Here is a 24,472-nt window from a genome sequence, read left to right on the forward strand (position 1 = left end):
GGGCACCAGCCACGGCAGGACCCAACGAGGAGGCCGACACCATGAGCGACGCACCCGACGAGACGACCGAGGGCTCGGGCAAGGGCCCGGAGGGCACCGTCCCGGACAACGAGCAGGGCATCGGGCTGACGGCCGACGAGAACGCGACCGGGTTCGAGCCGGAGGAGGACCCCGAGGCGGCCACCGACCCGGACGAGGACCCCGAGGCGGGAGAGGCGGCCCTGGGTCACTCCTGACGTGCCGGGCGAGGACCGGGCAGACCCTGGTCCTCGAGCTGGGCGACGACGGCGAGCAGCTGCGCCTCCGCGCTCGGGCGGCCGACGAGCTGGACGCCCATCGGCACGACCGGACCGTCGTCGTCGCCCGCCGGACGGGTCCACAGCGTGGGCACGGTCACCGCGGGCAGGCCCACCACGTTGACGACCGACGTCCAGGGCGTGTACCCGCACTGGCGCCGGTAGTCCTGGTCCGCGCCCGCGGGGTCCGCGAGGTCGTAGCCCTCCCAGTACCAGCCCAGGGGGCGCGGGGTCATGGCGAGCGCCGGCGTCAGGACCAGGTCCCAGGCGCCGTAGGCCCGCACCACGTCCTGCTCGACGCGGCGCAGGACGGTCACGGCCCGCGCCAGCTCGACCGCCGACCGGCGCAGGGCGCGGGCCCGGAACTCGCCGGCGAGCCCGGTCAGCCTCCCGGCCTGGTCCTCGTCGAGGGGCGCGGTGCCCATCGCCGTGGTCCACACCTCGAAGAACGCGCCCGGGTACTCGGGGTCGTAGGACAGCTCGGCCTCCTCGACCTCGTGCCCGGCCGCCCGCAGCCGGGCGGCGCCGGCCTCGAGGGCGGCGCGCGCCTCCGGGGAGACCTCGATGTCCTGGACGGTGTCGAACGGGGAGGCGGTGCTCACCCCGATCCGCAGCGGCCGGTCCCCCCAGGGGAGGTCGCCCCGCCGGGCCGCGCGCACGCCGTCGAGGAACGACTCCTGCGGGGCGGCGCGGACCGCCCGCCGCACCACGTTGCCGTGCGCCGGTCCCGGCGCGGGGGAGCACAGGACGTCGAGCAGCAGCGCCGCGTCCTCCGCCGTGCGGGCGAGGGGGCCGTTCACCACGAGCTGTGCGGCGTCCGACTGCGCGTCCGCGGTGGGCACCCGGCCGCGGTTGGGCTTGAGCCCGACCAGCCCGCACGCCGCCGCCGGGATCCGCACCGAGCCGCCGCCGTCGGAGCCCGGCGCCACCGGGAGCATCCCCGCCGCCACGGCCGCCGCCTGGCCGCCCGAGGACCCGCCGGCTCCCGCCGACAGGTCGTGCGGGTTCCGGGCGGGCGGGGCCACGAGGTTCTCGGAGTAGCAGTTCAGGCCGAACTCGGGGACCTGGGTCTTGCCCAGGCACACGGCGCCGGAGGCGCGCAGCACGGCCGCGAGGTCGTCGTCGGCCTCCGCCACGGGCGCGCCCCCGGGCCGGCCGGCCACGGCGGCGGAGCCGTAGCCGGTGGGCATCCCCGCGACGTCGTGCAGGTCCTTCAGCGCGAGCGGCACGCCGTGCAGGGGCCCGCGCGCGGTCCCGGCCGGCAGGTCGTCGAGCGCGCGGGCCCGGGCGAGCGCGAGGTCCGCGGCCACGTGGACGAACGCCCCCACGGCCGGGTTGCGCTCCTCGATCCTGGCCAGGAAGTGCTCGGCGGTCTCGGCCGCGCGCAGTTCTCCGCGCGCCAGCGCGTCCCGCAGCTGCACGGCGCTGAGGTCTCCGATCGAGGTCACGGCTGCTCCTGTCCGACGGTGGTGCGCTGCCCTCCGGGGTCCGCGGGGCGCTGGGCCCAGGCTAGTAGGCTGGCGGCTGCCGGGGCGTGCCCGCCCCCCTCGTGTACCTCGACCCCGCAGGAGATCCCCGTGCCGACAGCCCCTGCGCCCCGTTCCGCGGTGACCCGCGCGGCGACGGCGGCCGTCCTGGTCCTGGCCCTCACCGGCTGCTCCGCCGCCGGTCCCTCCGCTCCCTCCGCCGAGCGGGAGGCCGCGGAGGTTCCCGGGCAGGACGGGCGCACGCCCACCGCCACGAGCGCCGCCGCGGCCTCGGGCGACGCCTCGGTCGCCACCGTGCGGCAGACGTGCGACCGCGTGCTCGAGACCGTCCGCACCGCCCCGCAGCAGCTGCGGGAGGATCCCGCGGGACTGTTCGCGGAGGTCGACGAGCTCGCCGCCACCGCCCCGGACGAGCTGACCGGGCAGCTGACCTCGGTCCGCGAGGCCGTCTCCGGCTTCCGGCAGGGCGAACGCTCCTTCATCGACGTGGTGCAGGAGGTCAGGGGCCTGCAGGAGCGCTGCTCCGGCTGACGCCGCGCCGGGGGCGTCCGTGACCGGGCACGCGCGAGGGGCCCCTCCGTCCGCCGGCTGACTCGCCAGGCGGACGGGGGAGCCCCTCGGGAGGTGCCGGTGCTACCGGGCCGCGGTGCGGACGGCCTGTGCGAGCACCCGCAGTCCGTCGCGCAGCAGCTCCTCGCCGATGACGAGCGGGGGCAGCAGGCGCACGACGTTGCCGAAGGTCCCGCAGGTCAGGATGATGACGCCCTGGGCGAGGCACTCCGCGGCGATCGCCCTGGCCGCGTCGGCGTCGGGCTCCGTGCCGCCGGGGCGGACGAACTCGAGCGCCATCATGGCCCCGCGGCCGCGGATCTCGCCCACGATGCCGGTCTCCTCGGCCACCGGGGCCAGCTCCTCGCGGATGACCTCCTCGATCCGGCGGGCGCGGGCGACGAGGTCCCACTCCTCGACGGTCTGCAGCGCGCCCAGGGCGGCGGCGCAGGCCACGGGGTTGCCGCCGTAGGTGCCGCCGAGGCCGCCGGCGTGCACGGAGTCCATGATCTCGGCGCGGCCGACCACGCCGGACAGCGGCATGCCGCCGGCCACGCCCTTGGCCACGGTGATCAGGTCCGGGACGACGCCCTCGTGGTCCACGGCGAACCACTCGCCGGTGCGCGCGATGCCGGACTGCACCTCGTCGACGACGAACACGGCGCCGTTGCCGGTGCACCACTCGGACAGCGCGGGCAGGAAGCCCTCGGCCGGCACGATGAACCCGCCCTCGCCCTGGACGGGCTCGATCACGACGGCGGCGACGTTCTCGGCGCCCACCTGCTTCTCCACCTGGAGCAGCGCGCGGCGGGCGGCCTCGGCGCCGCTCATGCCCTCCGGGTCCCGGAACGGGTAGGACACGGGCACGCGGTAGACCTCACCGGCGAACGGTCCGAAGCCCTGCTTGTAGGGCATGACCTTGGCCGTCATGGCCAGGGTCATGTTCGTGCGGCCGTGGTAGGCGTGGTCGAACACGACGACGGCCTGGCGGCCGGTGTGCACGCGGGCGATCTTCACGGCGTTCTCGACGGCCTCGGAGCCGGAGTTGAACAGCGCCGCCTTCTTCGGGTGGTCGCCGGGGGAGAGCGCGGCGAGCTTCTCCGCGACGGCCACGTAGCCCTCGTACGGGGTGACCATGAAACAGGTGTGCGTGAAGTGCGCCACGGCCTCCTGCACCTTGGCGACCACGGCGGGGGCGGAGCCGCCCACGGTGGTCACGGCGATGCCGGAGCCGAGGTCGACGAGCTGGTTGCCGTCGACGTCGAGCACGATCCCGCCGTCGACGTCCGCGGCGTAGGCGGGCACGGACGAGGCGACTCCGGAGGCGACGGCCGCGGCACGCCGCTCGGTGAGCTCGCGGGACCTCGGGCCGGGGAGGGCCCCGTCGACACGGCGGACCTGCTCGAGGCGGTACTGGATCTCGGTCACGGCGAGATCTCCTTTCGGTGGGGAGGGGGTGGGGACAGGGACGTCGAGCGGGCGTGCGCCGACGCGGGGCGGCGGTCGCCGCAGCTGACTGCGACGACCGCCGCCCCGGGGCAGGGAGCGCGGGTCAGGACCTCAGGCGGGGGTGCCGGTGCCGGGGGTCGGGACGGTGGCCCAGGGGTTCTCCACGCCGATGTACTGGGTGGTGGTGTACTCGTGCAGGCCCTCGGCCCCGCCCTCGCGGCCCAGACCGGACTGCTTGACCCCGCCGAAGGGGGCGGCGGCGTTGGAGATCACCCCGACGTTGAGGCCCATCAGGCCGAACTCGATGCGGTCGCCGATGCGCAGCCCGCGGGAGATGTTCTCGGTGAACACGTAGGAGGCCAGCCCGTACTCGGTGGCGTTGGCCAGGGCCACGGCCTCGTCCTCGTCGGCGAAGGTGACGACCGGGGCGACGGGCCCGAAGATCTCCTCGGTCACCGCCCTCGCGTCCCGCGGGACGTCGCGCAGCAGGGTGGGCTGGAAGAAGTAGCCGGGCCCGTCCACCCGGGAACCGCCCACGACGACCTTCGCCCCGCGCTCAACGGCGTCGGTGACGAACTCCTCCACGGAGTCCCTCGCCTTGGCCTCGACCATCGGGCCCACGGTGACCCCGTCCTCCACACCGTTGCCCACGGTGAGGGCGGCCATCTTCTCGGCCAGCTTCGCCACGAACTCCTCGACGACGTCCTCGTGCACGAGCAGCCGGTTGGCGGCGGTGCAGGCCTCGCCCATGTTGCGCATCTTCGCGGCCATCGCCCCGGCCACGGCCTTGTCGATGTCGGCGTCCTCGAAGACGATCAGCGGCCCGTTGCCGCCGAGCTCCATGGAGGTGCGCAGCACGTTGTCGGTGGCCAGCTTCATGAGCTGCTTGCCCACCGGGGTGGAGCCGGTGAAGGAGACCTTCCGCAGCCGCGGGTCGGCCATGATCGGCTCGGACACCGCCGAGGCGGACTTGGAGGAGACCACGTTGAGCACCCCGGCCGGCAGCCCGGCGTCCAGCATGAGCTGGGCGAAGTACTGGGAGGTCAGCGGGGTCAGCCGGGCGGGCTTGAGCACCATGGTGCACCCGGCGGCCACGGCCGGGGCGACCTTGCGGGTGGCCATCGCCAGCGGGAAGTTCCACGGGGTGATCAGCAGGCACGGGCCCACCGGCTTGTGCGTGACCAGCATCCGCAGGTTGCCCTCGGGGGTGTCGAGGTAGCGGCCGTAGTCGCGCACGGCCTCCTCGGCGAACCAGCGCAGGAACTCGCCCCCGTACTTGACCTCCCCGGCCGCCTCGGCCAGGGGCTTGCCCATCTCCAGGGTCATCAGCAGCGCGAGGTCCTCGGCGCGCTCCTGCACGAGGTCGAAGGCCCGCCGCAGGATCTCCGAGCGCTCCCGGGCCGGGGTGCGGGCCCAGGACTCCTGGGCGTCGGCGGCGGCGTCCATCGCGGCCTGGGCGTCCTCGCGGGTGGCCGAGGCCATCGTGGCCAGGACCTCGCCGGTGGCCGGGTTCTCGACCTCGAAGGTCCCCCCGTCCGAGGCCTCGCGCCACTGGCCGCCGATCAGCAGCCCCGTGGGGGTGGCGGCCAGGACCGCCTCGATGCGCTCCTTCATGCCGGTGGCCGTGCGGGCCTTCTCCGTGATGCTCATGTGTTCAGCCTCTCTGGTCGACGCGCACCGCACCACCGGGCGCCGGTGGTGCCTGCGCTGCGTCAAGGGGTTCGTCGGACGGGCGGGCGACAGCACTGGGCCCGCCCGTCCATCGTAGGACTCCGGCCGGGCTCCTCCGCGGGGACGTCGTCACGGTGTGACGACGTCCCCGTGCAGGACCGGCGCCGGGCGGCCGCTCGACTGCTCCCAGGCTAACGCCCGGACGCCCCAGCATGCTGCTGAATCGTCGCCCGAAATCTGTGCACAATGCACACTGACGTGGAGCGCGGCGACCGGCTACGGCGCCGAGGGGTCCGGCCGGTCGGCGAGACGCAGGGCGAGCCACAGCTCCGCGCGCAGCTGCGGGTTGTCCACGGACCGGCCGAGCGCCTCCTCGATCTCCTGCAGCCGCTGCTGCAGGGTGTTGCGGTGGATGCCCAGGGCGTCGGCCGCTGCGCTGCGGTTGCCGTTGTGCGCGAGGAACGTGCGCAGCAGGCCCGTCCGCCCGGCCCGTTCCAGGGGTTGCAGCAGCTGCTGCGCCCAGGCCCGGGCGGTCTCGGGCGGCAGGAGGTCGGCGACGCCGCCCGCCACGAGGTCGTCCCACGTGCCGACGGGCCGGCGGTCCGTGGTGCGCTCCAGGGCCTCGCGGGCCCCGCGGTCGCTCGCGTCCGTCCCGTGGACGGTCGACGGTCCGCCGATGCCCGCCCGCAGGCCCGAGGCCTCCACGGCGGCACGGACCTCGGCCAGCCGCTCGGGGAGGTCCTCCAGCAGCAGCGCGGCCGTCTGCTCGCCGGAGGGCCCGGTGGCCGGTGCGCCGACGAGCACGGGCCGCTCGCCCGGGCCGGTGGCCGCCTCGAGGCGGCGCACGCCGTCCCGGAGCGCCTCGGCGCCGCCGCGCAGGCGGGCCACCCGCACCCGGGGCGCCGCCGACCAGGTCGTGTCGTCCGCCACCCCCAGCAGCGCGTCCGCCGACCGCACCTCGCCGTTGAGCAGGAGGGCGAGGGCCCCCGCACGGACCCGGCGGCGGAACAGTGCCTGCTCCGCGGCACGCTCCGCGTGCAGGGAGAGCAGGGCCACGGCGGTGGCGATGACGCCCGTCCGGACGGGGTCCGCCGGACCGGGCAGGACCACCACGAGGTAGCTCTGGGGAACGCCGTCCACCCCGAGGGGGTGGACGACCACCGCGCCCTCCGGGCCGGACTCGCTCAGGGACCCGCGGAGCCCGGCCGGGCGCAGCCGGTCGAGGAGCTCGGGGAGCGTCCGGCCCGAGGGGAGCGCGGGCAGGCCGGGCCCGGAGCGCTCCACGACCCGGGCGTCGGCCGCGCAGACGCCCGCCCATCCGCCGCCGAGCACCGCCACCAGCGTGCGCACCACGCGGGCCGGGCCGTTGCGCCCCACGGCCGCCCGGGTCAGGCTCCGCTGCTCGGAGAGCATCGCCTCGAGCGCGGTGCGGGCCTCGGCCGCGCGCATCTCGGCCGTGGCGCTGATGATGCCCAGGAAGGGAGTGCGCTCCGGCACCCGGAACAGGGTCAGCCCGGCGTCCCGGCACGCGGCGGCGAGCGCGTCCGGCACGTCGGGGTAGGACAGCCGCTCGCCCACGCCTAGCCCCAGCGCCACGACGCCACGGTCCGTGAGCCGACGGACGTACTCCGTCCAGGAGTGCGCCCGGGCGGAGGTGTGGATGCCGGTCAGCAGGAGGACCTCGCCGCCCTCCAGGTACGGGGTGGGGTCGGCGAGCTCGCTGGTCACCACCCAGCTCACCGGCAGGTCGGTGGCCGCCCCGACCACGGGCTCCAGTCCGAGTCCGGGCAGGGCGAGCACCTGGGCGACCGTGACCATGGGCAGTCCTCCTCCTCGTCGGCGCGCCGGGGACAGCCTAGGGCAGCCGTCCCCGGCGCGCGGCGGTCTCAGGCCTGCTGCCGGCGGCGCTCGACCTCGGCGACGAGCCGGTGCTCGGCGTCGGGCCCCGGCCGGATCCCGGTGGGGATGCGCAGCAGGAAGACGAGCCCGAGCAGCCACCACAGCCCGAAGATGGTCCAGGCGGGCGCGCTCAGGAACGCGGGCATGCCGGGCAGGTACAGGCTGATCAGCGCGAGGCACAGGACCACGGAGAGCACGCCGATCGCCGTGCCGCCGTGGCGGCGGCCGCCGATCCGGAAGGGGCGCTCCATGCCGGGCTCGCGCCGGCGCAGGATCACGAAGACCACGGAGACCAGGGCGTAGGCGATCACGATGGACGGGGAGCCGGAGTCCACGAGCCAGCCGAGCATCTCCGCGCCGAAGAACGGCGCCACGAAGGAGACGGCGCCCACGAAGAGCAGGGCGTTGGCCGGGGTGCCGTACTTCGGGTGCAGGCGGCCGAACCACCGCGGCACCATCCGGGAGTTGCCGAGCGCCCACAGCAGCCGGGACGCGCCCATGAGCAGGGAGTTCCAGGAGGTGAGGATGCCGGCGAGACCGCCGGCGATGAGCAGGTTGGCCACGACCGGGCTGTCGAAGGCGGAGCCCATGGCGTCGGCCACCGCGATGTCCGCGCCGGAGAGGTCCTCGGCGGACATGGACGCGGAGGTGGTGAGCACGACCATCACGTACCAGGCGGCGGCGAGCAGCACGGAGACGATGATGGTGCCGCCGAGCTTCTTCGGCGGGAGGTGCATCTCCTCGGAGACCTGGGGGATGACGTCGAAGCCGACGAACAGGAACGGGACGGTCACGAGCACGAGGAAGAAGCCGGCCGTCCCGGGCGTGAAGAACGGTTCCATGGTGGCGACGGAGCCCTCGGTGAACGCGCCGAAGAGCATCATGAGGCCCACGATCAGCAGGAAGAGGATCACGAAGATCTGCACCACGGAGGCGTGCTTGACGCCGCGGATGTTGATCCCGGTGATGAGCACGGCGGTCAGCGCCCCCACCAGCGCCCAGGTCAGGTTCACCTCGAAGCCGGCCACCGTCCACAGCGGGACCTGGCTCAGGCCCGGGAAGATGTACTGCGCGGTGCGCGGCACCGCGACGGCCTCGAAGGCCACGATGGTGATGTAGCCGCCCGTGATGGCCCAGGAGCCCACGAACGCCCAGCGCGCGCCCATGCCGCGCAGCAGATAGTTGTGCTCCCCGCCCGCGTACGGCATGGCGGCGACGAGCTCGCCGTAGACGAGCCCCACGACGGCCATGATCAGCCCCCCGGTGACCAGGGCCAGCACGGCGCCCATGGTCCCGGCCTCGGCGAGCCACTCGCCGGTGAGGATGACCCAGCCGAAGCCGATCATCGCGCCGAAGCCGAGCGCGATCGCGTCGAGGCGGCCGAGGACCTTCTTGAAGCCGTGGTCCTCGCGGTCCGGGGCGAGCGGTGTCGCGCCCCGGGGTTCGGTGGTGCTCATGGGCGTCGTTCCTTCTGTCGAGGGCGCCGGGCAGGGGTGCCCGGCCGGACCTGCCGCGCGGCACTCCCGGCGGCGAGGGCACAATTTATACAGGCAATGTTTCGACTCTGTGTGCTCCCTGACAGGAACGGGCCGCCCGCGGCGTCCGCGGCGACCCGTCCCGGCACCGGCGCGCCCCGCTCGCCGCCCGCCCGGGGCACCACGACCGGGTGCCGGGCCGCCCCGGCCCGGCGGCGCCGGCGCGGTGCGCACTAGGCTGGTGCCGAGAGAACCGCCGGTCGCAGGACGGCCGCAAGCACACCTGCAAGAGAGAGGACCCGGACGATGGAGAACCTGGACAGCCTGCCCAGCGCCTCGGTGGAGGAGATCCCCGAGGGCGCCCGCATCCTGGACGTGCGCGAGGACGAGGAGTGGGACGCCGGGCACATCGACGGCGCCCAGCACATCCCGCTCCGGCAGCTCCCGGAGCGCTACGGCGAGGTGCCGGTGGACGAGGACGTGTACGTGATCTGCCGCTCGGGCGGCCGCTCGCTGAAGGCGACGGCGTACCTCCAGCAGTACGGCTTCGACCCCGTCAACGTCCTGGGCGGCATGGGGGCGTGGATGGACGCCGAGAAGCCCATGGTGTCCGAGACGGGCGAGACCCCGACCGTCCGTTGAGGTACGCCTACCTGGGTCCCGCCGGAACCTTCACCGAGGCCGCGCTGCTGGGCGTGGAGGGCGCCCGGGACGCGGAGCGCGTCCCCGTGTCCTCCGTGCCCGTCGCCCTCGCGGCCGTCCGCGCCGGCGAGGTCGACGCGGCCATGGTGCCCATCGAGAACTCCGTGGAGGGCGGGGTGACCGCGACCCTCGACACCGTGGCCACCGGCAGCGAGCTGCGCATCGTCCGGGAGGCGCTGGTGCCCATCAGCTTCGTCCTGGTGGCCCCGCCCGGCACGGCGCTCGCCGACGTCCGCACCGTCTCCACGCACTCCCATGCCTGGGCGCAGGTGCGCGGCTGGATGGACGCGCGGCTGCCGGACGTCGACTACGTCCCGGCGTCCTCCACGGCGGCGGCGGCCCTCGCGCTGCTCCCCGGCCGCCCGGGGCGCGGGGCGCCCGCCCGGGACGCCGGCTTCGACGCCGCCGTCTGCTCGCCCGTGGTCGTCGAGCAGCACCCCGAGCTCGAGGTGCTGGCGGAGGACATCGGGGACAACCGGGCCGCCGTCACCCGGTTCGTGCTCGTGGCCCGGCCCGGGGCGCCGCTGCCGCCGCGCACGGGCGCGGACCGGACCACGCTCGTCATCCCGCTGTGGGAGGACCGGGCCGGGGCCCTGATGGAGATCCTCGAGCAGTTCGCGACCCGGGGGGTCAACCTCTCCCGGATCGAGTCCCGCCCCACGGGCAACTTCCTCGGCGAGTACTTCTTCAGCGTGGACGTGGACGGCCACATCCTCGACGCCCGGGTGGCCGAGGCCCTCGAGGGGCTGCGCCGGGTCTGTCCCAGCACGCGCTTCCTCGGGTCCTATCCGCGGGCCGACCACAAGGTCGCGACCGTCGCCCGGCAGCACTCCGACGGCGCCTTCCGCGAGGCGGAGGCCTGGGTCGCGGCCCTGCAGGGGCGCGCGCACCGGGCCCCGGGCGCCCCGTCAGCCCCCTCCGCGCCGGGCTCCGCGTAACGGGAGGACGCGCACCGCACCCCCGCTTGTTAGCAATTGCGAATACATGCACCATGGGGAGTGCGGGCGCGTCCGTGCCCGCGATCTTCAGCCGGTGTCGATCGACCCCCCGGGTCGGGACCGAGCCCGACCGGAGGTGCCACCATGCCCGTCCCCGCCGCCCGCCGACTCGCCCTCGCCGCGGCCCCCGCCCTCCTGGCCTGCGCGCTCGCCGCGCCGCCCGCGGCGGCCGCGCCGCCCGGGCCCACCGAGGTGGTCCGCGTCGAGGCGGGCCCCGGTCCCGTCGTCGGCGACCCGACGGCCGCCGACGCGCTCGAGCTCGTGCCGGCCTCCCGCGTGGTCCCCGAGCCGGGCGCCTCCCTTCCGGACCGCGGCCGGGGCCCGCTCGTGGCCACGGGCCTGGCCGTGCTCGCCCTCGTGGGCGCGTTCGTGGCGGGCCTGAGCCGCAGGCCCGACCCGGCCGGCTGACCCGCGCCGGCAGCGGCGCGGGCGTCAGTCGCCCTGCGTGGGCGGCACCCGCACGGAGAGCGCGCCCGGGAGGATCTCGGATTCGAACCCGGTGATCACCCCGGTGCCGTCCCCGTCCATCTGGGACTCGATGGGCTCGTGGAACTCCACGCGCACCTTCTTCGCGGCGAAGAACTCGATCACGGGCAGGTCCCGCCGCTGCCGGAACACGACCTTGGCGGCCATCAGCGCCCACTCGAGCGTGCTGCGCGGGGACATCACCACGAGGTCCAGCAGGCCGTCGTTGATCTTCGCCTGCGGGACCAGGATCAGGCCCGCGGTCAGGATCCCGCAGTTGGCCGCCATCACGGAGCGGACCCGGCGGCTCTGCCACTCGCCCTCGTCGATCCGGAAGCGGGCCCACCGCGGGGGCGCGATCAGGTGCCGGACCCCGGCCTCCCCGTAGGCCGCCCAGCCGACCAGCTTCTTCAGCTCGTCCCGGGTGTCCGTCATGATCTGGGCGTCGAAGCCGGCCCCGCCCATGACGCAGAACGCGTGGTCCCGCACCGTCCCGTCCTGGAGCTCCACGCGGAACGAGGCCATGTCGATGGCGCGCTCCGCGCCGAAGAGCGCGATGTCCACGTTGCGGTGCGGATCGCCGAGGTCGGCCCCCAGGTTGCGGGCCAGCAGGTTGCCGGTGCCCAGTGGGATCAGGCCCAGCGGGGTGTCGTGGCCGATCAGGGCCTCCGCGACGGCCCGGACCGTGCCGTCGCCCCCGGCGGCGACGATCAGGTCGGCGTCCTGCTCGAGCGCCCGCCGGGTCATGGCGGCGCCCGGGTCGTCCTCCGCCGTCTCGAAGAACACCGGGTCCGGGAACCCGCCCTTGCGGCAGCCGATGATGATCGCGTCACGGGCGACGTCCGCGTCGGCCTTGATGGGGTTGATGACGACGGCGACCCGTTTGCGGGCCACTGGGGTGGCGGTCACGGAAGGACTCCTCGGTTCTGCGGCGCCGGGGGACCGGTGCCGCCGTGCGATGGGGGCGGTGGGCCGTGGCGCGGTGCCGCGGGCCCGGGGCGCCGGGCGGATCGCGGCGGGCCTCCACCCTAACCCGGTCGCGCCCCGGAGGACTTGGGTACCCTGTCAGGGTGATCGACATCAACCAGCTCCGTGAGAACCCCGACGTCTTCCGCGCCTCCCAGCGTGCCCGCGGGGCGGACGTCTCCCTGATCGACCGGATCCTGGAGGCCGACGTCGAGCGCCGCCGGCTGATCACCGAGTACGAGTCGCTGCGGGCCGAGCAGAACGCCTTCGGCAAGCAGGTGGCCCGCGCCCGGGGCGAGGAGAAGCAGGCCCTGCTCGCCGAGGTGAAGGACCTGGCGGCCCGGGTCAAGGAGGCGCAGGCGGCGTCGGAGGCCGCCCGGGCCCGGCAGGACGAGCTCGTCGCGGTCGTGGACAACCTCGTCCTCGAGGGCGTCCCCGCCGGCGGCGAGGACGACTTCGTCCTGCTCCGGACGGTCGGGCAGCCCCGCGACTTCGCCGCCGAGGGGCTCGAGCCGAAGGACCACCTCGAGATCGGCGAGCTCGTGGACGGCATCGACATGGAGCGGGGGTCCAAGGTCTCGGGCGCCCGGTTCTACTTCCTCAAGCGGGACGTCGCCCGGCTCGAGACCGCGCTGCTGCTCATGGGCCAGGACCAGGCCGTGGACAACGGGTTCGTCCCCATGACCACCCCGAACCTCGTGCGCCCCGAGATCATGAGCGGCACGGGCTTCGACGTCGCGCACTCCGACGAGATCTACCACGTGGGCAAGGACGAGCTCTACCTCGTGGGCACCTCGGAGGTGCCCCTGGCCGGGTTCCACGCCGACGAGATCCTCGACCTCTCGGAGGGGCCGCTGCGCTACGCCGGCTGGTCCTCCTGCTACCGCCGCGAGGCCGGCTCCGGGGGCAGGGACACGCGGGGCATCATCCGCGTGCACCAGTTCAACAAGCTCGAGATGTTCGTCTACTGCTCCCCGGAGGACGCGGAGGCCGAGCACGCGCGGATGCTCGCGTGGGAGGAGGAGATGCTCGCCAAGTGCGAGCTCGCCTACCGCGTGATCGACACCGCCGCCGGGGACCTCGGCACCTCCGCCGCCCGCAAGTTCGACTGCGAGGCGTGGGTGCCCACCCAGGGCAAGTACCGGGAGCTGACCTCGACGTCGAACTGCACCACCTACCAGGCGCGGCGGCTCAACATCCGGGAGCGGCTGCCGGAGACCACGGACGCCGCCGGCGCGGTCCGCAAGGGCGGCACCCGCACCGTGGCCACCCTCAACGGGACGCTGGCCACCACCCGGTGGCTGGCGGCCATCCTCGAGACCCACCAGCAGGTCGACGGCTCGGTGCGCGTGCCCGAGGCGCTGCGGCCCTACCTGCGCGGCCAGGAGGTCATCCCGGTCCGTCGCTGAGCCGCCGGACGGCGTTCGGCTCCCGTTCAGCTCACGTCGAAATCCCGGCCATCCTGTCGGTGTGATGTGGCACCATGTCCCGCATGACAAAAGAAAAGACAGCTGGCACCGAGGACCAGCACGAACTCGTCGGCATCAACTCCACCGTCCCGCTGAAGGTCGATCACTCGGAGGACCTCAGCGACTCCGCCGGCGGCACCACCGCGCCCGCGCGCTCCGCCGCCGACGTCCGGATCCCCCTCAAGGTCCAGCCTCCCCGCTCGAACGGGTGGAAGAAGGAGGCCGGCGTCCAGTACCTGGTGGCCCTCGACGTCGACGGGACGCTCGTCGACCACGACGGCCACATGTCCCGGCCGGTGCGCGAGGCGGCCCAAGCCGTGCTCGAGGCCGGCCACCACGTGGTCATCTCCACCGGCCGCTCCAAGGGGGCGACCCTGCCCGTGGTCGAGCTGATCGGCCAGGAGCGCGGCTACGCCGTGTGCTCCAACGGGGGCATGACGCTCGAGCTGGACCCGGAGCTGCCGGAGTACCACCGGGTGCTCGAGTGCGTCTCCTTCGACCCCGGCCAGGCCCTCGAGGCCCTCGAGCAGCGCCTGCCCACCGCGAAGTTCGCCCTCGAGACCGAGGACGGGTCCTTCTACTCCACGGAGCGCTTCCAGGACGCGTCCTTCGGCATCGAGGCGATCGGCGTGGACCTGCACGAGCTGGCGCGGATGAAGGCCGTGCGCATGGTGGTGTACAGCACCGAGCACACCCCGGAGGAGTTCGCCCTGGCGATCGACGAGGCCGGGCTGCACGGCGTCACCTACTCGGTCGGCTGGAGCGCCTGGCTCGACATCGCCGCCAACGGCGTCTCCAAGGCCAGTGCCCTGGAGCAGGTCCGCCGCCGGCTCGGCGTGGACCCGTCCCACACGGTCGCGGTCGGCGACGGCCGCAACGACATCGAGATGCTCGACTGGGCGGCCCGCGGCGTGGCCATGGGCCAGTCCCCGGACGAGGTCGCGGCCGCGTGCCACGAGGTGACGCACACGGTCTACGAGGACGGTGTCGCCCGCATCCTGCGCTCGCTGCTCTGAGGCCGCACGGCCGTCGCACACGCCCCTTCCTGTGATCTGGATCACATCCATGCGGATGGAATGATAGGGTCTCGGCAGACCGGGTGACGACGTCATCGACGACGACCGAGAGGTGAGCCGTGATCGAGTACGTGTCCGACCGGTGGGAGCAGATCCTCTTCTCCAGCTGGCAGCACTTCTCCCTGGTGGTCCAGTGCCTGATCCTGGCCACTGTCCTCGCCGTGGGCATCGCGGCGCTGTGCTACCGCTCGCCGCGGCTCACGACCGTGGCCAACAACGTCTCCGCCGTGGGGCTGACCATCCCGTCCTTCGCGCTCATCGGCCTGCTGATCGCCCCGCTCGGCTTCGGGGTGACGCCCGCGGTCGTGGTCGTCACCTTCTTCGCCGCCCTCCCCGTGCTGCGCAACGCGGTCGTCGGGCTGGCCGGCGTCCCGCAGGCCACCGTCGAGGCCGCGCGCGGGCTCGGCATGGGGAGGGCGGCGACCTTCCTGCGGGTGGAGCTGCCGATGGCCTGGCCGGTCATCCAGGCCGGCATGCGGGTCTCGGCGCAGATGGTGATGGGCGTGGCCGCCATCGCCGCCTACGTGCTCGGCCCCGGTCTGGGCGGGTTCATCTTCTCGGGCCTCTCGCGGCTCGGGGGCGCCAACTCCTTCGCGTCGGTCGTCACCGGCGTCGTCGCCGTCATCGTCGTCGCACTCATCCTGGACGGGCTGCTCGTGCTGCTCGGCCGACTCACCACATCGCGAGGTATCCGTGTCTGACTCCGTGACCACCACCAGCAACGACTCCTCCGTCACCGGGGCCCGGATCCTCCTGGAGAACGTCTCCAAGCGCTATCCCGGGCAGGCCAAGGCCGCGGTCGACGGCCTCACCCTGGAGATCCCCGCCGGCAGCATCGTCATGCTGGTGGGCCCCTCCGGGTGCGGGAAGACCACCACGCTGAAGATGATCAACCGGCTCATCGAACCCACCGACGGGCGGATCGTCATCGACGGCCAGGACGTGACCTCGATGAACGGCGACGAGCTGCGCCGCGGCATCGGCTACGTGATCCAGGCCGGCGGGCTGTTCCCGCACATGAGCGTGGCCACCAACATCGGGATGGTCCCGAAGATGCTCGGCTGGGACCGGAAGCGCATCGCCGCGCGGGTGGACGAGCTCCTCGAGCTCGTCTCCCTCGACCCCGCCGTCTACCGCGACCGGTACCCCCGGGAGCTCTCCGGCGGGCAGCAGCAGCGCGTCGGCGTGGCCCGGGCCCTGGCCGCGGACCCGCCCGTGCTGCTCATGGACGAGCCGTTCGGCGCCGTGGACCCCATCACCCGCCAGCGGCTCCAGGACGAGCTCATCAACATCCAGCACGAGCTGCAGAAGACCATCGTGTGCGTGACCCACGACTTCGACGAGGCGGTCAAGCTCGGCGACTGGATCGCGGTCTTCGACGAGGGCGCCCGGATCGTCCAGTACGACGCCCCCGAACGGATCCTGGCCGAGCCGGCCGACGAGTTCGTGGAGGACTTCATCGGCTCCGGTGCGGGCCTCAAGCAGCTCACCCTCACCCGGGTCCGGGAGGTCGACCTCGTCCCCGCGGTGACCACCCGTCCCGGCGAGGACGTCCGGGCCGTGCTCGGACGGATCGACGAGGCGGGCACCCGGGACGTCGTCGTCGTCGACGACCGGGACAGGCCGCTGTCCTGGGCCTCCCGCCGGCAGCTGGAGCGCTTCGACACCGTTCCCGGGGAGCGCAACGAGCGCCTGCCCCTGGTCGGCACGAGCTCCACGCTCAACGACGCGCTGGACACGATGCTCGTCTCCAGCACGGGGGCCGCCCTCGTGGTGGGGGCGCGGGACCGGTTCGAGGGCGTCATCTACGTGGAGACCGTCATGGCCGCGATCACCGAGGCCCGCCGGGCCGTGGCCGCGGAGGACGCCCCGCTCGGCCACAACACGGGCGAGATGCCCGCGGTGAGCACCACCTCGGAGGGCGGGGACCGATGAGCACGCAGACCGAGCGCCCCGCCGCCGCGGAGCAGGACCCCGGGGACGCCCCGGAGTCCCGCCCGTCCCCGGTCGACCCGGACCAGCGCACCTGGAAGGGCCTGCTGCTGCAGCCGCTCGCGATCCTCGTGGCGCTGGGCCTGCTCGTGCTGTGGCTGTCCACGGCGGAGCTGACGGAGACGGAGGCCGTGACCCTGAGCCCCGGGTCGCTGTGGAGCTACACCGTGGAGCACCTGCAGCTCACGGTCGTGGCCACGGTGGTGGTCCTGCTCATCGCGATCCCCGTGGGCGTCCTCCTGACCCGCAAGCCGCTGCGCTTCCTCACCGGCCCCGTGATCGCGCTGGCGAACATCGGCCAGGCCGCACCGGCGGTGGGCCTCATCGTCCTGTTCGCCTTCTGGTTCGGCTTCGGCTTCCAGGCGGCCGTGGTGGCGCTGATCGTCTACGCGATCCTGCCCGTCCTGAAGAACACCATGGTCGGCCTCGACGGCGTGGACCGCAGCCTCGTCGAGGCCGGGCGCGGCATGGGGATGAGCGCCGCCTCGGTCCTGTTCCGCGTCGAGCTGCCCCTGGCCGTGCCCGTCATGCTGGCCGGCGTGCGCACCGCCCTGATCCTGGTGGTCGGCACCGCGACCCTGGCCACGTTCGTCAACGGCGGCGGACTCGGTCTGCTGATCACCACCGGGGTCAACCTCAACCTCGTGCGGGTGCTGATCGCCGGCTCGATCCTCGTGGCGCTGCTCGCGCTCGCCATCGACTGGATCGGCCGCGTGGTGGAGCACGTCGCACGCCCGAAGGGACTGCGATGAGAACCTCCCGTGCCGCCGGCGGCGCCCTGCTGCTCTCCTGCGCCGGCCTGCTCCTGACCGGGTGCGGGCTCGAGCCCTCCACCGCCTACGTCCCCGCCGCCGAGCCCGGTTCCATCGAGCCCGTCGAGGGCGCCGAGGACACGGAGGTGCGGGTCACGTCCAAGAACTTCACCGAGCAGCTGATCCTCGGCAAGATCGCCGTGCTGGCCATGGAGGCCGCGGGCTTCGAGACCGAGGACATCACCAACGTGCCCGGCTCCCAGCCGGTGCGCGAGCTCATGCTCAGCGGGGACGCGGACCTCACCTACGAGTACACCGGCACGGCGTGGCTGACGTACCTGGGCAACGAGAGCGGCATCCCCGACCAGCAGGAGCAGTGGGAGGCCGTGCGGGAGGCCGACCTCGACAACGGGCTGACGTGGGGCGAGCCGGCCGCGCTGAACAACACCTACGCCATGGCCGTGCGCTCCGAGTACGCGCAGGCCAACGGCCTGGAGACCATCTCGGACATCGCGAGCCTGCCGCGGGCGGAGCGCACGTTCTGCGTCGAGTCCGAGTTCAACTCCCGCAGCGACGGGCTCACGCCCCTGCTCGCCCACTACGGCCTGGACCGCGGCAGCGAGGTGCCGGAGGACAACATCGGCATCTACGACACCGGCGCCATCTACTCGGCCACGGACGACGGGGAGTGCAACTTCGGGGAGGTCTTCTCGACGGACGGCCGGATCCCCGCCCTGGACCTGACCGTGCTCGAGGACGACCGGCAGTTCTTCCCCGCCTACAACGCCGCACCGGTGTACAACACCGAGCTGCTGGAGGAGTTCCCCGGGATGACGGAGGTCATGGAGCCCATCTCCGCGGCGCTCACCGACGACGTGATGCAGGAGCTCAACCGGCAGGTGGACGTCGAGGGGCGGGACCCGGCCGACGTCGCCTACGAGTGGATGATCTCCGAGGGGTTCATCGTCGAGCCCTGAGCCCCGCCGCCGGCCGGTGCGTCCCGGGCCGGCTCGCACAGGCCCAGCAGCCGGGCCGCCGCGGGGCGGGCGTCCCACTCCTCCTGCCACAGCGAGCGCGCCACCGCCTTGGAGACGGCCTGCGGGGAGATGCCGAGCTCCGCGGCCACGACCTTCTGCTGGCCGCGGGCCCCGGGCACGAGCAGGTCCACCACGCGCCACTCGGCGTCGCTGCGCTCCGCCACGATCCGGCCCAGCAGCCGCAGCACGGCCTGTGCCTGCGCCGCGGCCGGACCGTCGTCGGCGGCCACGTGCACGGGCACCCGCCCGCCGGGACCCCCGGCGGCCTCCGCGGCGCGGCGGCCGTGCACGGTCCCGGGGCCGTCGGCGCGCAGGCCCGTCCGGCCCTCCGGGTCGGTCGCGGTCTCGAGGCGGACCGGCCCCACCCCGATCCCCGCGCTCCAGGCCCCGCCGCGCAGCCCGGCGAGCACGGCCTCGACCGCGGCGCCGGGATCGGCGGTGATGCCCTGGACCGCGTGCGCCCGGGCACGCTGGAACGGCACCACGGTCCCGAGGTCCGCCAAACGGCGCAGGAGGCCCGGCACGAGGTCGCCCGCCTCGCGGCGGCGCTGCTCCAGGGTCACGACGTACACGGTCCCAGTATCGGGCACGGAGGCCGCCGGGGAGCGGGGGCGCGGCCGGGACTCACTCCCAGAACCGCGGTTCGATGTCGACGCCCTGCACGATGAGCTCGTCCTCCAGGGGCTCCCGGCACATCACCGGCAGGCGCAGGCAGCCGATCCGGTCGTCCGGGCCGAAGTAGGCGGTGAGCCGGTCGAAGCCCAGCCGGAACCCCGCCAGCTCCTTGGCCGTGGCGGCGACCTCGGCCAGGTCGGCGTCGGAGCCGAGCACCCAGAAGGAGTCCGGGTCGGTCAGCTGGAGCAGTCCCACGGGCGCCCCGGCGTCGTTGTTCTCGGTGCCCGCCCAGCCCGGCGCCCGCAGCCACCCGCCCGGGGCCGCCGCGCCCAGCGCCGGCGCCACGGGATCGTACTCCCACGCCCGGGCCCGCTGCAGCCACCCCGGCGGGACCGGGAGGTAGAGCGGGCCGTCGAGGTCCACGGGCCACCGGGCGGCGGCGAACGCCCCGGCGTCCACGCGGTCCCAGAACTGCTCGGCGGTGAGGTCGGTGCCCACGCTGTTGAGCGCCGCCCCGGGATCCTCCGCCCGCATGCCGTGCCAGTAGGTGGGGCGGGTCGGGACGTCGGCGCGGCGCAGCAGGGCGTCCAGCTCCTCCAGGTGGGCCGGCTCCCCGAGCACCACCGTCCTGGACTCGAAGTGCAGGACGTAGGGCACGCGCTCGGGGCTCACGGCAGCCCCGCGGACCGTCCGCGGCGGCACAGCCGCGTGAAGCGGCCGAGCACCTGCAGCGCCTCCGGGGTGGCGGGCAGGTAGTCCGTCAGGGCGGGGGAGCGCACCAGGACGGCGCACCACTGTCCCCGGGAGACCGCCACGTTGAGCCGGTTGGGGGAGAGCAGGAACTCCATGCCGCGCGGGCCGTCGGCGGCGGAGGCGGCCATCGACACGATCACCACGGGGGCCTCCTGGCCCTGGAACCGGTCGACGGTGCCCACGCGGACCCCGCCGCCCTCCTCGTCCCGCAGCCCCGCGTCGGCGAGCGCGCGGCCGATCAGCTCGACCTGGGCGTTGTACGCGGCCACCACGAGGACGTCCTCGGGCGTCAGCGCCGCGGGGAGGGCGTCCGGGCCGGAGCGCCACGGGGTGCCGACGAACTCGTGGGCCAGCTCCACGACGCGCCGGGCCTCCTCGGGCGAGGCCGTGCGGTTGCCGGTGTGCTCGACGTAGCAGGTGCGCAGGCCCGGGGCCACGCCGGTGAGCTCGCGCCGGCCGGCGGCCGGCGCGGAGCCGAGCCGGCCCGCGTAGGACAGCTCGGAGACCGGCTCGCACAGGGCCGGGTGCATCCGCCAGGTGCGGTCCAGGAAGTAGCCGTGCTCGGCGGGCAGGGTGGGCGATCCGCGGGAGAGCCAGCCCAGCGCCGACTCGTCCACGGGCAGGGGGTGGGTGCCCTGCGAGACCTGCGGCAGCTGCTGGGGGTCGCCCAGCAGCAGCAGGCGCCGCGCGGCGCGGGACACGGCCAGGGTGTTGGCCAGCGAGTACTGCCCGGCCTCGTCGACGACGAGCAGGTCCAGGGCCTCGTCCTCGAGGTTCCGGGCACTGGAGAAGTCCCACGCGGTGCCGCCCAGCACGGCGCCGCCGTCCGCGAGGAACGCGGCGAAGTCCTTGCCCTGCACCTCGCGCCACGGGACCTCCCGGTCCGCGGGCCGGGCGGCGGACGGCTTCTTGCCGACGCGCTCCGGGGCGACCCCGCCCTTCTCGAGCACCCCGGTGAGGAGGTTCTCGACGACGGCGTGGGACTGCGCCACCACGCCGATCCGCCAGCCGGCCGCCACGAGCCGGCCGATGACGTGGGAGCCGAGGAACGTCTTGCCGCTGCCCGGCGGGCCCTGCACGGCCAGGAAGCTGCGGTCGAGGGAGCGCAGGGCCCGCACCACCGCGTCGATCGTGCCGTCGGGGCCCTCGTGCGGGCGGGGCAGGGGGCCGCCGTCCCCCGGCCGCGGCGCCCGGCGCCGGAGCAGCTCGAGGCCCGGCTGCCCGGGCAGGTCCGGCAGGGCGTCGGCCGTGCGCCCGGCGAGGTCCTGCAACGACTCCTCGAGGGAGCGCGTGGCGATCGGCTGTGCCGGGCCCAGCGCCATCGGCAGCTCCGCCCAGGGCTCGGGGGCCGGGCCGTCCCTGGGCTTCCTCAGCCGCTCCCGCACCGTGAGCACGGCCGTGCCGTCCTCGTGCTCGTCGAGCTCCTCGAGCGCGGCCGTCCAGTCCCCGGCGCGGCCGCTGCCGCGCGCTCCGGCGTCCTCGGCCAGGTGCGCGGGCACGGGCGTCCCGTACATCAGGAACAGCCCGGCGTCGCCCGGTCTCGCCGTCGAGCCCTCCCCGAAGCGGCCGGCGAGGCGCAGGAGGCGGGTGGGGGCGGTGCCGCGGCGCTTGGCCGGGTCCTGCGCCCAGTCCTCGAGCACCTCCGCGCGCTGGACCACGAACACGTCGCGGGTGTCCTCCCAGTCCTCGACGGGGCCCTCCAGTCGGTCGAAGTGGGACCACCAGTACTGCTTGCGCTCGCGCCGGTGGTAGCCGGTGGCCGAGGCGACCATCGCGACGGCCGTGCGCTCCTCCTCCGTCAGGGCGTCCCGGGTCCCCGGGTCCGCCAGGTGCTCGTGCAGGCGCTGCTCGGCGCCGGTCGCCGCCGCGCCCGGCAGCTCCTCGGCCGGCCCGAGCCGGCCCTGGGCGGGGCGCGGCGGGTGGTCCGCCGGGTCCGGGGAGATCCCGGCGAGGCCCAGCAGCCAGTCCCGCAGCCGCAGGGTCGAGAGGCAGTCGTACTCGTTGTAGTCGGCGATCCCGGCCAGCAGCCGCTGCGCGGCGTCCTCCCGCCCGGCCTCCCGGGCCGCGCACCAGTCGGCGTAGGCCACCACCGACGCCCCGGCGTCCACGACGTCCCCGGTGCGCAGGTGCTCGCCCATGTAGAGCGGCTCCAGCTTCTTGATGGAGTACGAGCTCTCGGACAGCCGCAGGCTGCCCCGCACGGTGTCGTAGAGGTCCACCAGGACGTTCTCGCGCAGCAGCTCGTCCACGGCGTCCTCGCCCACCGCGTGCACGAGCGAGAGCCGGCGCAGGGCGGCCTTCTCGTAGTCGGCGTAGTGGTACACGTGCATGCCGGGGAAGCGGGCGCGGCGCTCGGCCACGTAGTCCAGGAACGCCCGCAGCGCCTCCCGCTCCTCGGCCCGGGAGTGCGCCCAGAACGGCCGGAAGACGGGGGCGGCGCCGGGGGCGGGCGGCTGCTCGACGACGCCGAAGAGGTACTCGAGCCCCCAGGACGTCGGGTCGTCGGGGTCCTGCCACAGCGGGTCGCCCTCGAAGTCGAAGAACACGTCCCCGGGGTCGGGGGCGGGCAGCCGCCGCACCGGCTCGGTGGCCGTGACCCGGTAGGCGACCCGGCGGGTGCCCCCGTCCTTCGGGTACTCCACCGCGCCGTCCTCCCCGCCCCGGCCGGTCTGCATGGCGGCCTGGTCCCGCAGCCGCCGCACCGCGGCGGGGAGCCCCCGGTCCGGCAGCGCCGCGAGCTCGTCGACGGTGCGCACCCCGTGCCGGTCGCGCAGCGTGCGGCGCATCCGCACGGACAGGCCCGCCGTCAGCAGCAGGTCCCGGTGCCCGGCCACGGCCCGGGCGCAGTGCTCGCACCGGCCGCAGCGGGCGACGTCGTCGTCCTGCCAGTCCACGGGGCCCGTCCGCTCCCGGTGCGCGGCGGCGGCCGCGACGAACCGCTCCCGGCGCTCGCGGTAGACCGCCAGGTGCTCGGAGACGGGGAAGACCGCCTCCCGCTGGTCGCCGAGGACCAGGGTGACCTCGGGTGCCACGTCCACCCCGGCCCGTTCGAGCTGGTCGGCGTAGGCGGCGAGCTGGAGCAGGGCGGTGACCTTGGCGTGCCGGGCGAGCTTCGTGTCGTGCACCGCGTACGCGCCGTCCGGGCGGCGGACGAGGAAGTCGGCGCGGCCGTGGAAGGCGCCGTCGAAGAAGGAGGCCTGGAAGACCACGTCGGCGCCGGCGCGCAGGGCGCCCAGGGACTCGGCGTGCTTGGCCGTCAGCTCGTCCCGGTCCATCCGCCGGGCCGGCTCGACCTCGTGCACGCCCCGTCCGGTCGCCCCGTCCCAGGGGCCGAACGTCTCCAGGTGGCGGGCCAGGACCCGGAGCTCGTGGGCGTCGCCCAGCTCGGCCGTGCGGGCGAGCATCGCGTCCCGCTCCGGGGTCCGCCGGGGCGCCCGGCCCAGCTTCTCGTCCAGGACGCACAGGCTCGCGTAGGGGCACTCGGCCGCGCGCACCAGGTCGCTCGCGGAGAAGACGAGGTCCGCCTCGGGGCCCAGCAGGAACATGCGCATCCTTCCGACGGCGCCGGGTCCGTCCCGGCTCCGGGTCCATCGAACCACAGGGACCGGACGTCACAAGGAGGAGGGGAGGACAGCGAGAACGGACGGGGCAAGGGCGGGGAGGGCAGCAGAAGGGGACGAGCGGGGAGGGGACAGGTGAGGAGGAGAAAGGGTGACGAGGATCGGCCGGCAGGTCCGAGGGACCTGCCGGCCGCCGACTCCCGGCGGACCGGCTGCCGGCCCGCCGGGATGGACCGGGAGAGATCGATGGGATGCGGCGCGGGTGGGGGGACCCCCGCCGCCACCGGGCACCTCGCGGGTGCGCTCCGGCGACCTCGATCCCGGTCGGCGGCCCGGATGCCGATGGGGGGATGCATCCCGGGGCCGTCGGGCCGGCTGAGCCGGCCGCCTCCAATATAACGAAAATCATGGATTCTCTGTAGGGTGCCCGTCACTTCCGCGCGCGCCGGGCACGCGCAGGGGCCGGGGACCGTCCGGTCCCCGGCCCCCGCCGTCGCGCCCGTCCGCTCAGTCGGTGGAGGGCGCCTTCTCCTCGGCCTCGGCGGCCGACTCGTACTGGGACTGCTCGAAGCGCTCACGGGCCTCCTCGACGAGGCGCTCCGCGGTCTCCCGGCCCTCCCAGCCCTCGCCCTTGACCCACTTGTTGGGCTCCAGGTCCTTGTAGCGCTCGAAGAAGTGCTGGATCTCCTTGAGCTTGAACTCGTCGATGTCGTCCAGGCCCTGGATGTGGTCGTAGCGCTTGTCCGTGGACACGCAGAGGATCTTCGCGTCCCCCCCGGCCTCGTCGTTCATGTTGAACACGGCGATGGGGCGGGACTCCACGAGCACGCCCGGGACGATCTCGAAGTCCAGGAGCACGAGCGCGTCCAGCGGGTCGCCGTCCTCGCCCAGGCTGTCCTCGAAGTAGCCGTAGTGCGCGGGGTACTGCATCGACGTGAACAGGACGCGGTCCAGGCGGAGGCGGCCGGTCTCGTGGTCGATCTCGTACTTGACGCGCGATCCCCGGGGGATCTCGATGGTGACGTCCAACTCCATGGTGTTTCTCCTCGTGCTGGGAAGGCCTGGAAGGGCCGGAAAGGGCTGACAGCGGCCGAGCACGGCCGCACCACCCGGTGGGGTGGGCAGATCCGACACCCACGATAGCGGCGGCCCCGCGGGCGGCGGTAACCGCCCGGGCCGGGGCGGCCCCGGCCCGGGTCCCCTGCAGGGGCGGCCGCGGGTCCCGCGCGGCGCCCGCCGCCGGGGCCGCCGCCGGGGCCGC

General features: G+C 74.5%; 21 protein-coding genes. 11 read left to right on the plus strand and 10 right to left on the minus strand.

Going from position 1 to position 24,472, the window contains the following annotated elements; translation table 11 throughout:
* Positions 1-41: 41 nt before the first annotated feature.
* On the plus strand, positions 42-236 hold the full coding sequence (locus AVL61_RS15725) for a hypothetical protein (protein ID WP_058875259.1): 195 nt from the start codon (positions 42-44) through the stop codon (positions 234-236).
* Here AVL61_RS15725 and AVL61_RS15730 read toward each other — a convergent pair.
* The gene (locus tag AVL61_RS15730; protein WP_058875260.1) at positions 227-1,744 is read right to left on the minus strand and encodes an amidase; all 1,518 of its coding nucleotides are present in this window, start codon (positions 1,742-1,744) and stop codon (positions 227-229) included. The two genes, AVL61_RS15725 and AVL61_RS15730, sit on opposite strands and share 10 nt — an antisense overlap.
* Before the next feature lie 129 nt (positions 1,745-1,873).
* Here AVL61_RS15730 and AVL61_RS15740 point away from each other — a divergent pair, with 129 nt between their 5' ends.
* Positions 1,874-2,314 carry a hypothetical protein gene (locus tag AVL61_RS15740; RefSeq protein ID WP_157571465.1) on the plus strand — a complete coding sequence of 147 codons (441 nt, stop codon included), beginning with the start codon at positions 1,874-1,876 and terminating at the stop codon, positions 2,312-2,314.
* A 102-nt stretch (positions 2,315-2,416) separates the two neighbouring features.
* On the opposite strand, the gene gabT is transcribed toward AVL61_RS15740, so the two are convergent.
* From gabT to AVL61_RS15760, 4 genes are all read right to left on the minus strand, one after another.
* A complete protein-coding gene (gene gabT, locus AVL61_RS15745) occupies positions 2,417-3,760 on the minus strand; it encodes a 4-aminobutyrate--2-oxoglutarate transaminase (protein WP_058875263.1) in 1,344 nt (447 codons plus the stop codon).
* 132 nt (positions 3,761-3,892) lie between these two features.
* Positions 3,893-5,431, minus strand: a complete 1,539-nt coding sequence (locus tag AVL61_RS15750; protein WP_197412737.1) for an NAD-dependent succinate-semialdehyde dehydrogenase — start codon at positions 5,429-5,431, stop codon at positions 3,893-3,895.
* A 297-nt stretch (positions 5,432-5,728) separates the two neighbouring features.
* A complete protein-coding gene (locus AVL61_RS15755) occupies positions 5,729-7,270 on the minus strand; it encodes a PucR family transcriptional regulator (protein WP_058875264.1) in 1,542 nt (513 codons plus the stop codon).
* Positions 7,271-7,338: 68 nt separating this feature from the next.
* Positions 7,339-8,808 (minus strand): APC family permease, encoded by a 1,470-nt coding sequence (locus AVL61_RS15760; RefSeq protein ID WP_082697233.1) that lies wholly within the window; start codon positions 8,806-8,808, stop codon positions 7,339-7,341.
* A 324-nt stretch (positions 8,809-9,132) separates the two neighbouring features.
* On the opposite strand from AVL61_RS15760, the gene AVL61_RS15765 reads away from it, so the two are divergent.
* The 3 genes from AVL61_RS15765 to AVL61_RS15775 all read left to right on the plus strand — a co-directional run bounded on the left by AVL61_RS15765 (position 9,133) and on the right by AVL61_RS15775 (position 10,934).
* Complete coding sequence (locus AVL61_RS15765; RefSeq protein WP_058875265.1) at positions 9,133-9,468, plus strand: rhodanese-like domain-containing protein; 336 nt, start codon at positions 9,133-9,135, stop codon at positions 9,466-9,468.
* The gene (gene pheA / locus AVL61_RS15770; RefSeq protein WP_197412738.1) at positions 9,465-10,466 is read left to right on the plus strand and encodes a prephenate dehydratase; all 1,002 of its coding nucleotides are present in this window, start codon (positions 9,465-9,467) and stop codon (positions 10,464-10,466) included. Before AVL61_RS15765 ends, pheA begins: the two co-directional genes overlap by 4 nt.
* A gap of 144 nt (positions 10,467-10,610) precedes the next feature.
* A complete protein-coding gene (locus tag AVL61_RS15775; RefSeq protein WP_058875267.1) occupies positions 10,611-10,934 on the plus strand; it encodes a hypothetical protein in 324 nt (107 codons plus the stop codon).
* Between the two features lie 24 nt (positions 10,935-10,958).
* Here AVL61_RS15775 and AVL61_RS15780 read toward each other — a convergent pair whose 3' ends face one another.
* Positions 10,959-11,900, minus strand: coding sequence for a diacylglycerol/lipid kinase family protein (locus AVL61_RS15780; protein ID WP_058875268.1), 942 nt, complete (start codon positions 11,898-11,900; stop codon positions 10,959-10,961).
* A 161-nt stretch (positions 11,901-12,061) separates the two neighbouring features.
* On the opposite strand from AVL61_RS15780, the gene serS reads away from it, so the two are divergent.
* The 6 genes from serS (at position 12,062) to AVL61_RS15810 (ending at position 18,223) form a co-directional block, all read left to right on the plus strand.
* Complete coding sequence (serS, locus tag AVL61_RS15785; RefSeq protein ID WP_058875269.1) at positions 12,062-13,366, plus strand: serine--tRNA ligase; 1,305 nt, start codon at positions 12,062-12,064, stop codon at positions 13,364-13,366.
* Between the two features lie 74 nt (positions 13,367-13,440).
* The gene (locus AVL61_RS15790; protein WP_058875270.1) at positions 13,441-14,442 is read left to right on the plus strand and encodes an HAD family hydrolase; all 1,002 of its coding nucleotides are present in this window, start codon (positions 13,441-13,443) and stop codon (positions 14,440-14,442) included.
* Positions 14,443-14,561: 119 nt separating this feature from the next.
* Positions 14,562-15,203, plus strand: coding sequence for an ABC transporter permease (locus AVL61_RS15795; protein WP_058875271.1), 642 nt, complete (start codon positions 14,562-14,564; stop codon positions 15,201-15,203).
* Entirely contained in the window at positions 15,196-16,437 is a 1,242-nt protein-coding gene (locus AVL61_RS15800) for an ABC transporter ATP-binding protein (RefSeq protein ID WP_231738452.1), read from the plus strand. Before AVL61_RS15795 ends, AVL61_RS15800 begins: the two co-directional genes overlap by 8 nt.
* Positions 16,434-17,246, plus strand: a complete 813-nt coding sequence (locus AVL61_RS15805) for an ABC transporter permease (protein WP_231738453.1) — start codon at positions 16,434-16,436, stop codon at positions 17,244-17,246. The genes AVL61_RS15800 and AVL61_RS15805 overlap by 4 nt, the downstream gene beginning before the upstream one ends.
* Positions 17,243-18,223 carry a glycine betaine ABC transporter substrate-binding protein gene (locus AVL61_RS15810; protein WP_058875272.1) on the plus strand — a complete coding sequence of 327 codons (981 nt, stop codon included), beginning with the start codon at positions 17,243-17,245 and terminating at the stop codon, positions 18,221-18,223. Before AVL61_RS15805 ends, AVL61_RS15810 begins: the two co-directional genes overlap by 4 nt.
* Here AVL61_RS15810 and AVL61_RS15815 read toward each other — a convergent pair.
* From AVL61_RS15815 to AVL61_RS15830, 4 genes are all read right to left on the minus strand, one after another.
* Entirely contained in the window at positions 18,181-18,855 is a 675-nt protein-coding gene (locus AVL61_RS15815; RefSeq protein ID WP_058875273.1) for a hypothetical protein, read from the minus strand. The two genes, AVL61_RS15810 and AVL61_RS15815, sit on opposite strands and share 43 nt — an antisense overlap.
* Positions 18,856-18,907: 52 nt before the next feature.
* The gene (locus AVL61_RS15820; protein ID WP_157571466.1) at positions 18,908-19,570 is read right to left on the minus strand and encodes a hypothetical protein; all 663 of its coding nucleotides are present in this window, start codon (positions 19,568-19,570) and stop codon (positions 18,908-18,910) included.
* Positions 19,567-23,196: a TM0106 family RecB-like putative nuclease gene (locus AVL61_RS15825; protein WP_058875275.1), complete on the minus strand. Its 3,630-nt coding sequence runs from the start codon at positions 23,194-23,196 to the stop codon at positions 19,567-19,569. The genes AVL61_RS15820 and AVL61_RS15825 overlap by 4 nt, the downstream gene beginning before the upstream one ends.
* A gap of 522 nt (positions 23,197-23,718) precedes the next feature.
* Complete coding sequence (locus AVL61_RS15830; protein ID WP_058875276.1) at positions 23,719-24,246, minus strand: inorganic diphosphatase; 528 nt, start codon at positions 24,244-24,246, stop codon at positions 23,719-23,721.
* Positions 24,247-24,472 lie beyond the last annotated feature (226 nt).

It is taken from the genome of Kocuria rosea subsp. polaris (assembly GCF_001483755.1).
Classification (GTDB): Bacteria; Actinomycetota; Actinomycetes; order Actinomycetales; family Micrococcaceae; genus Kocuria; species Kocuria cellulosilytica.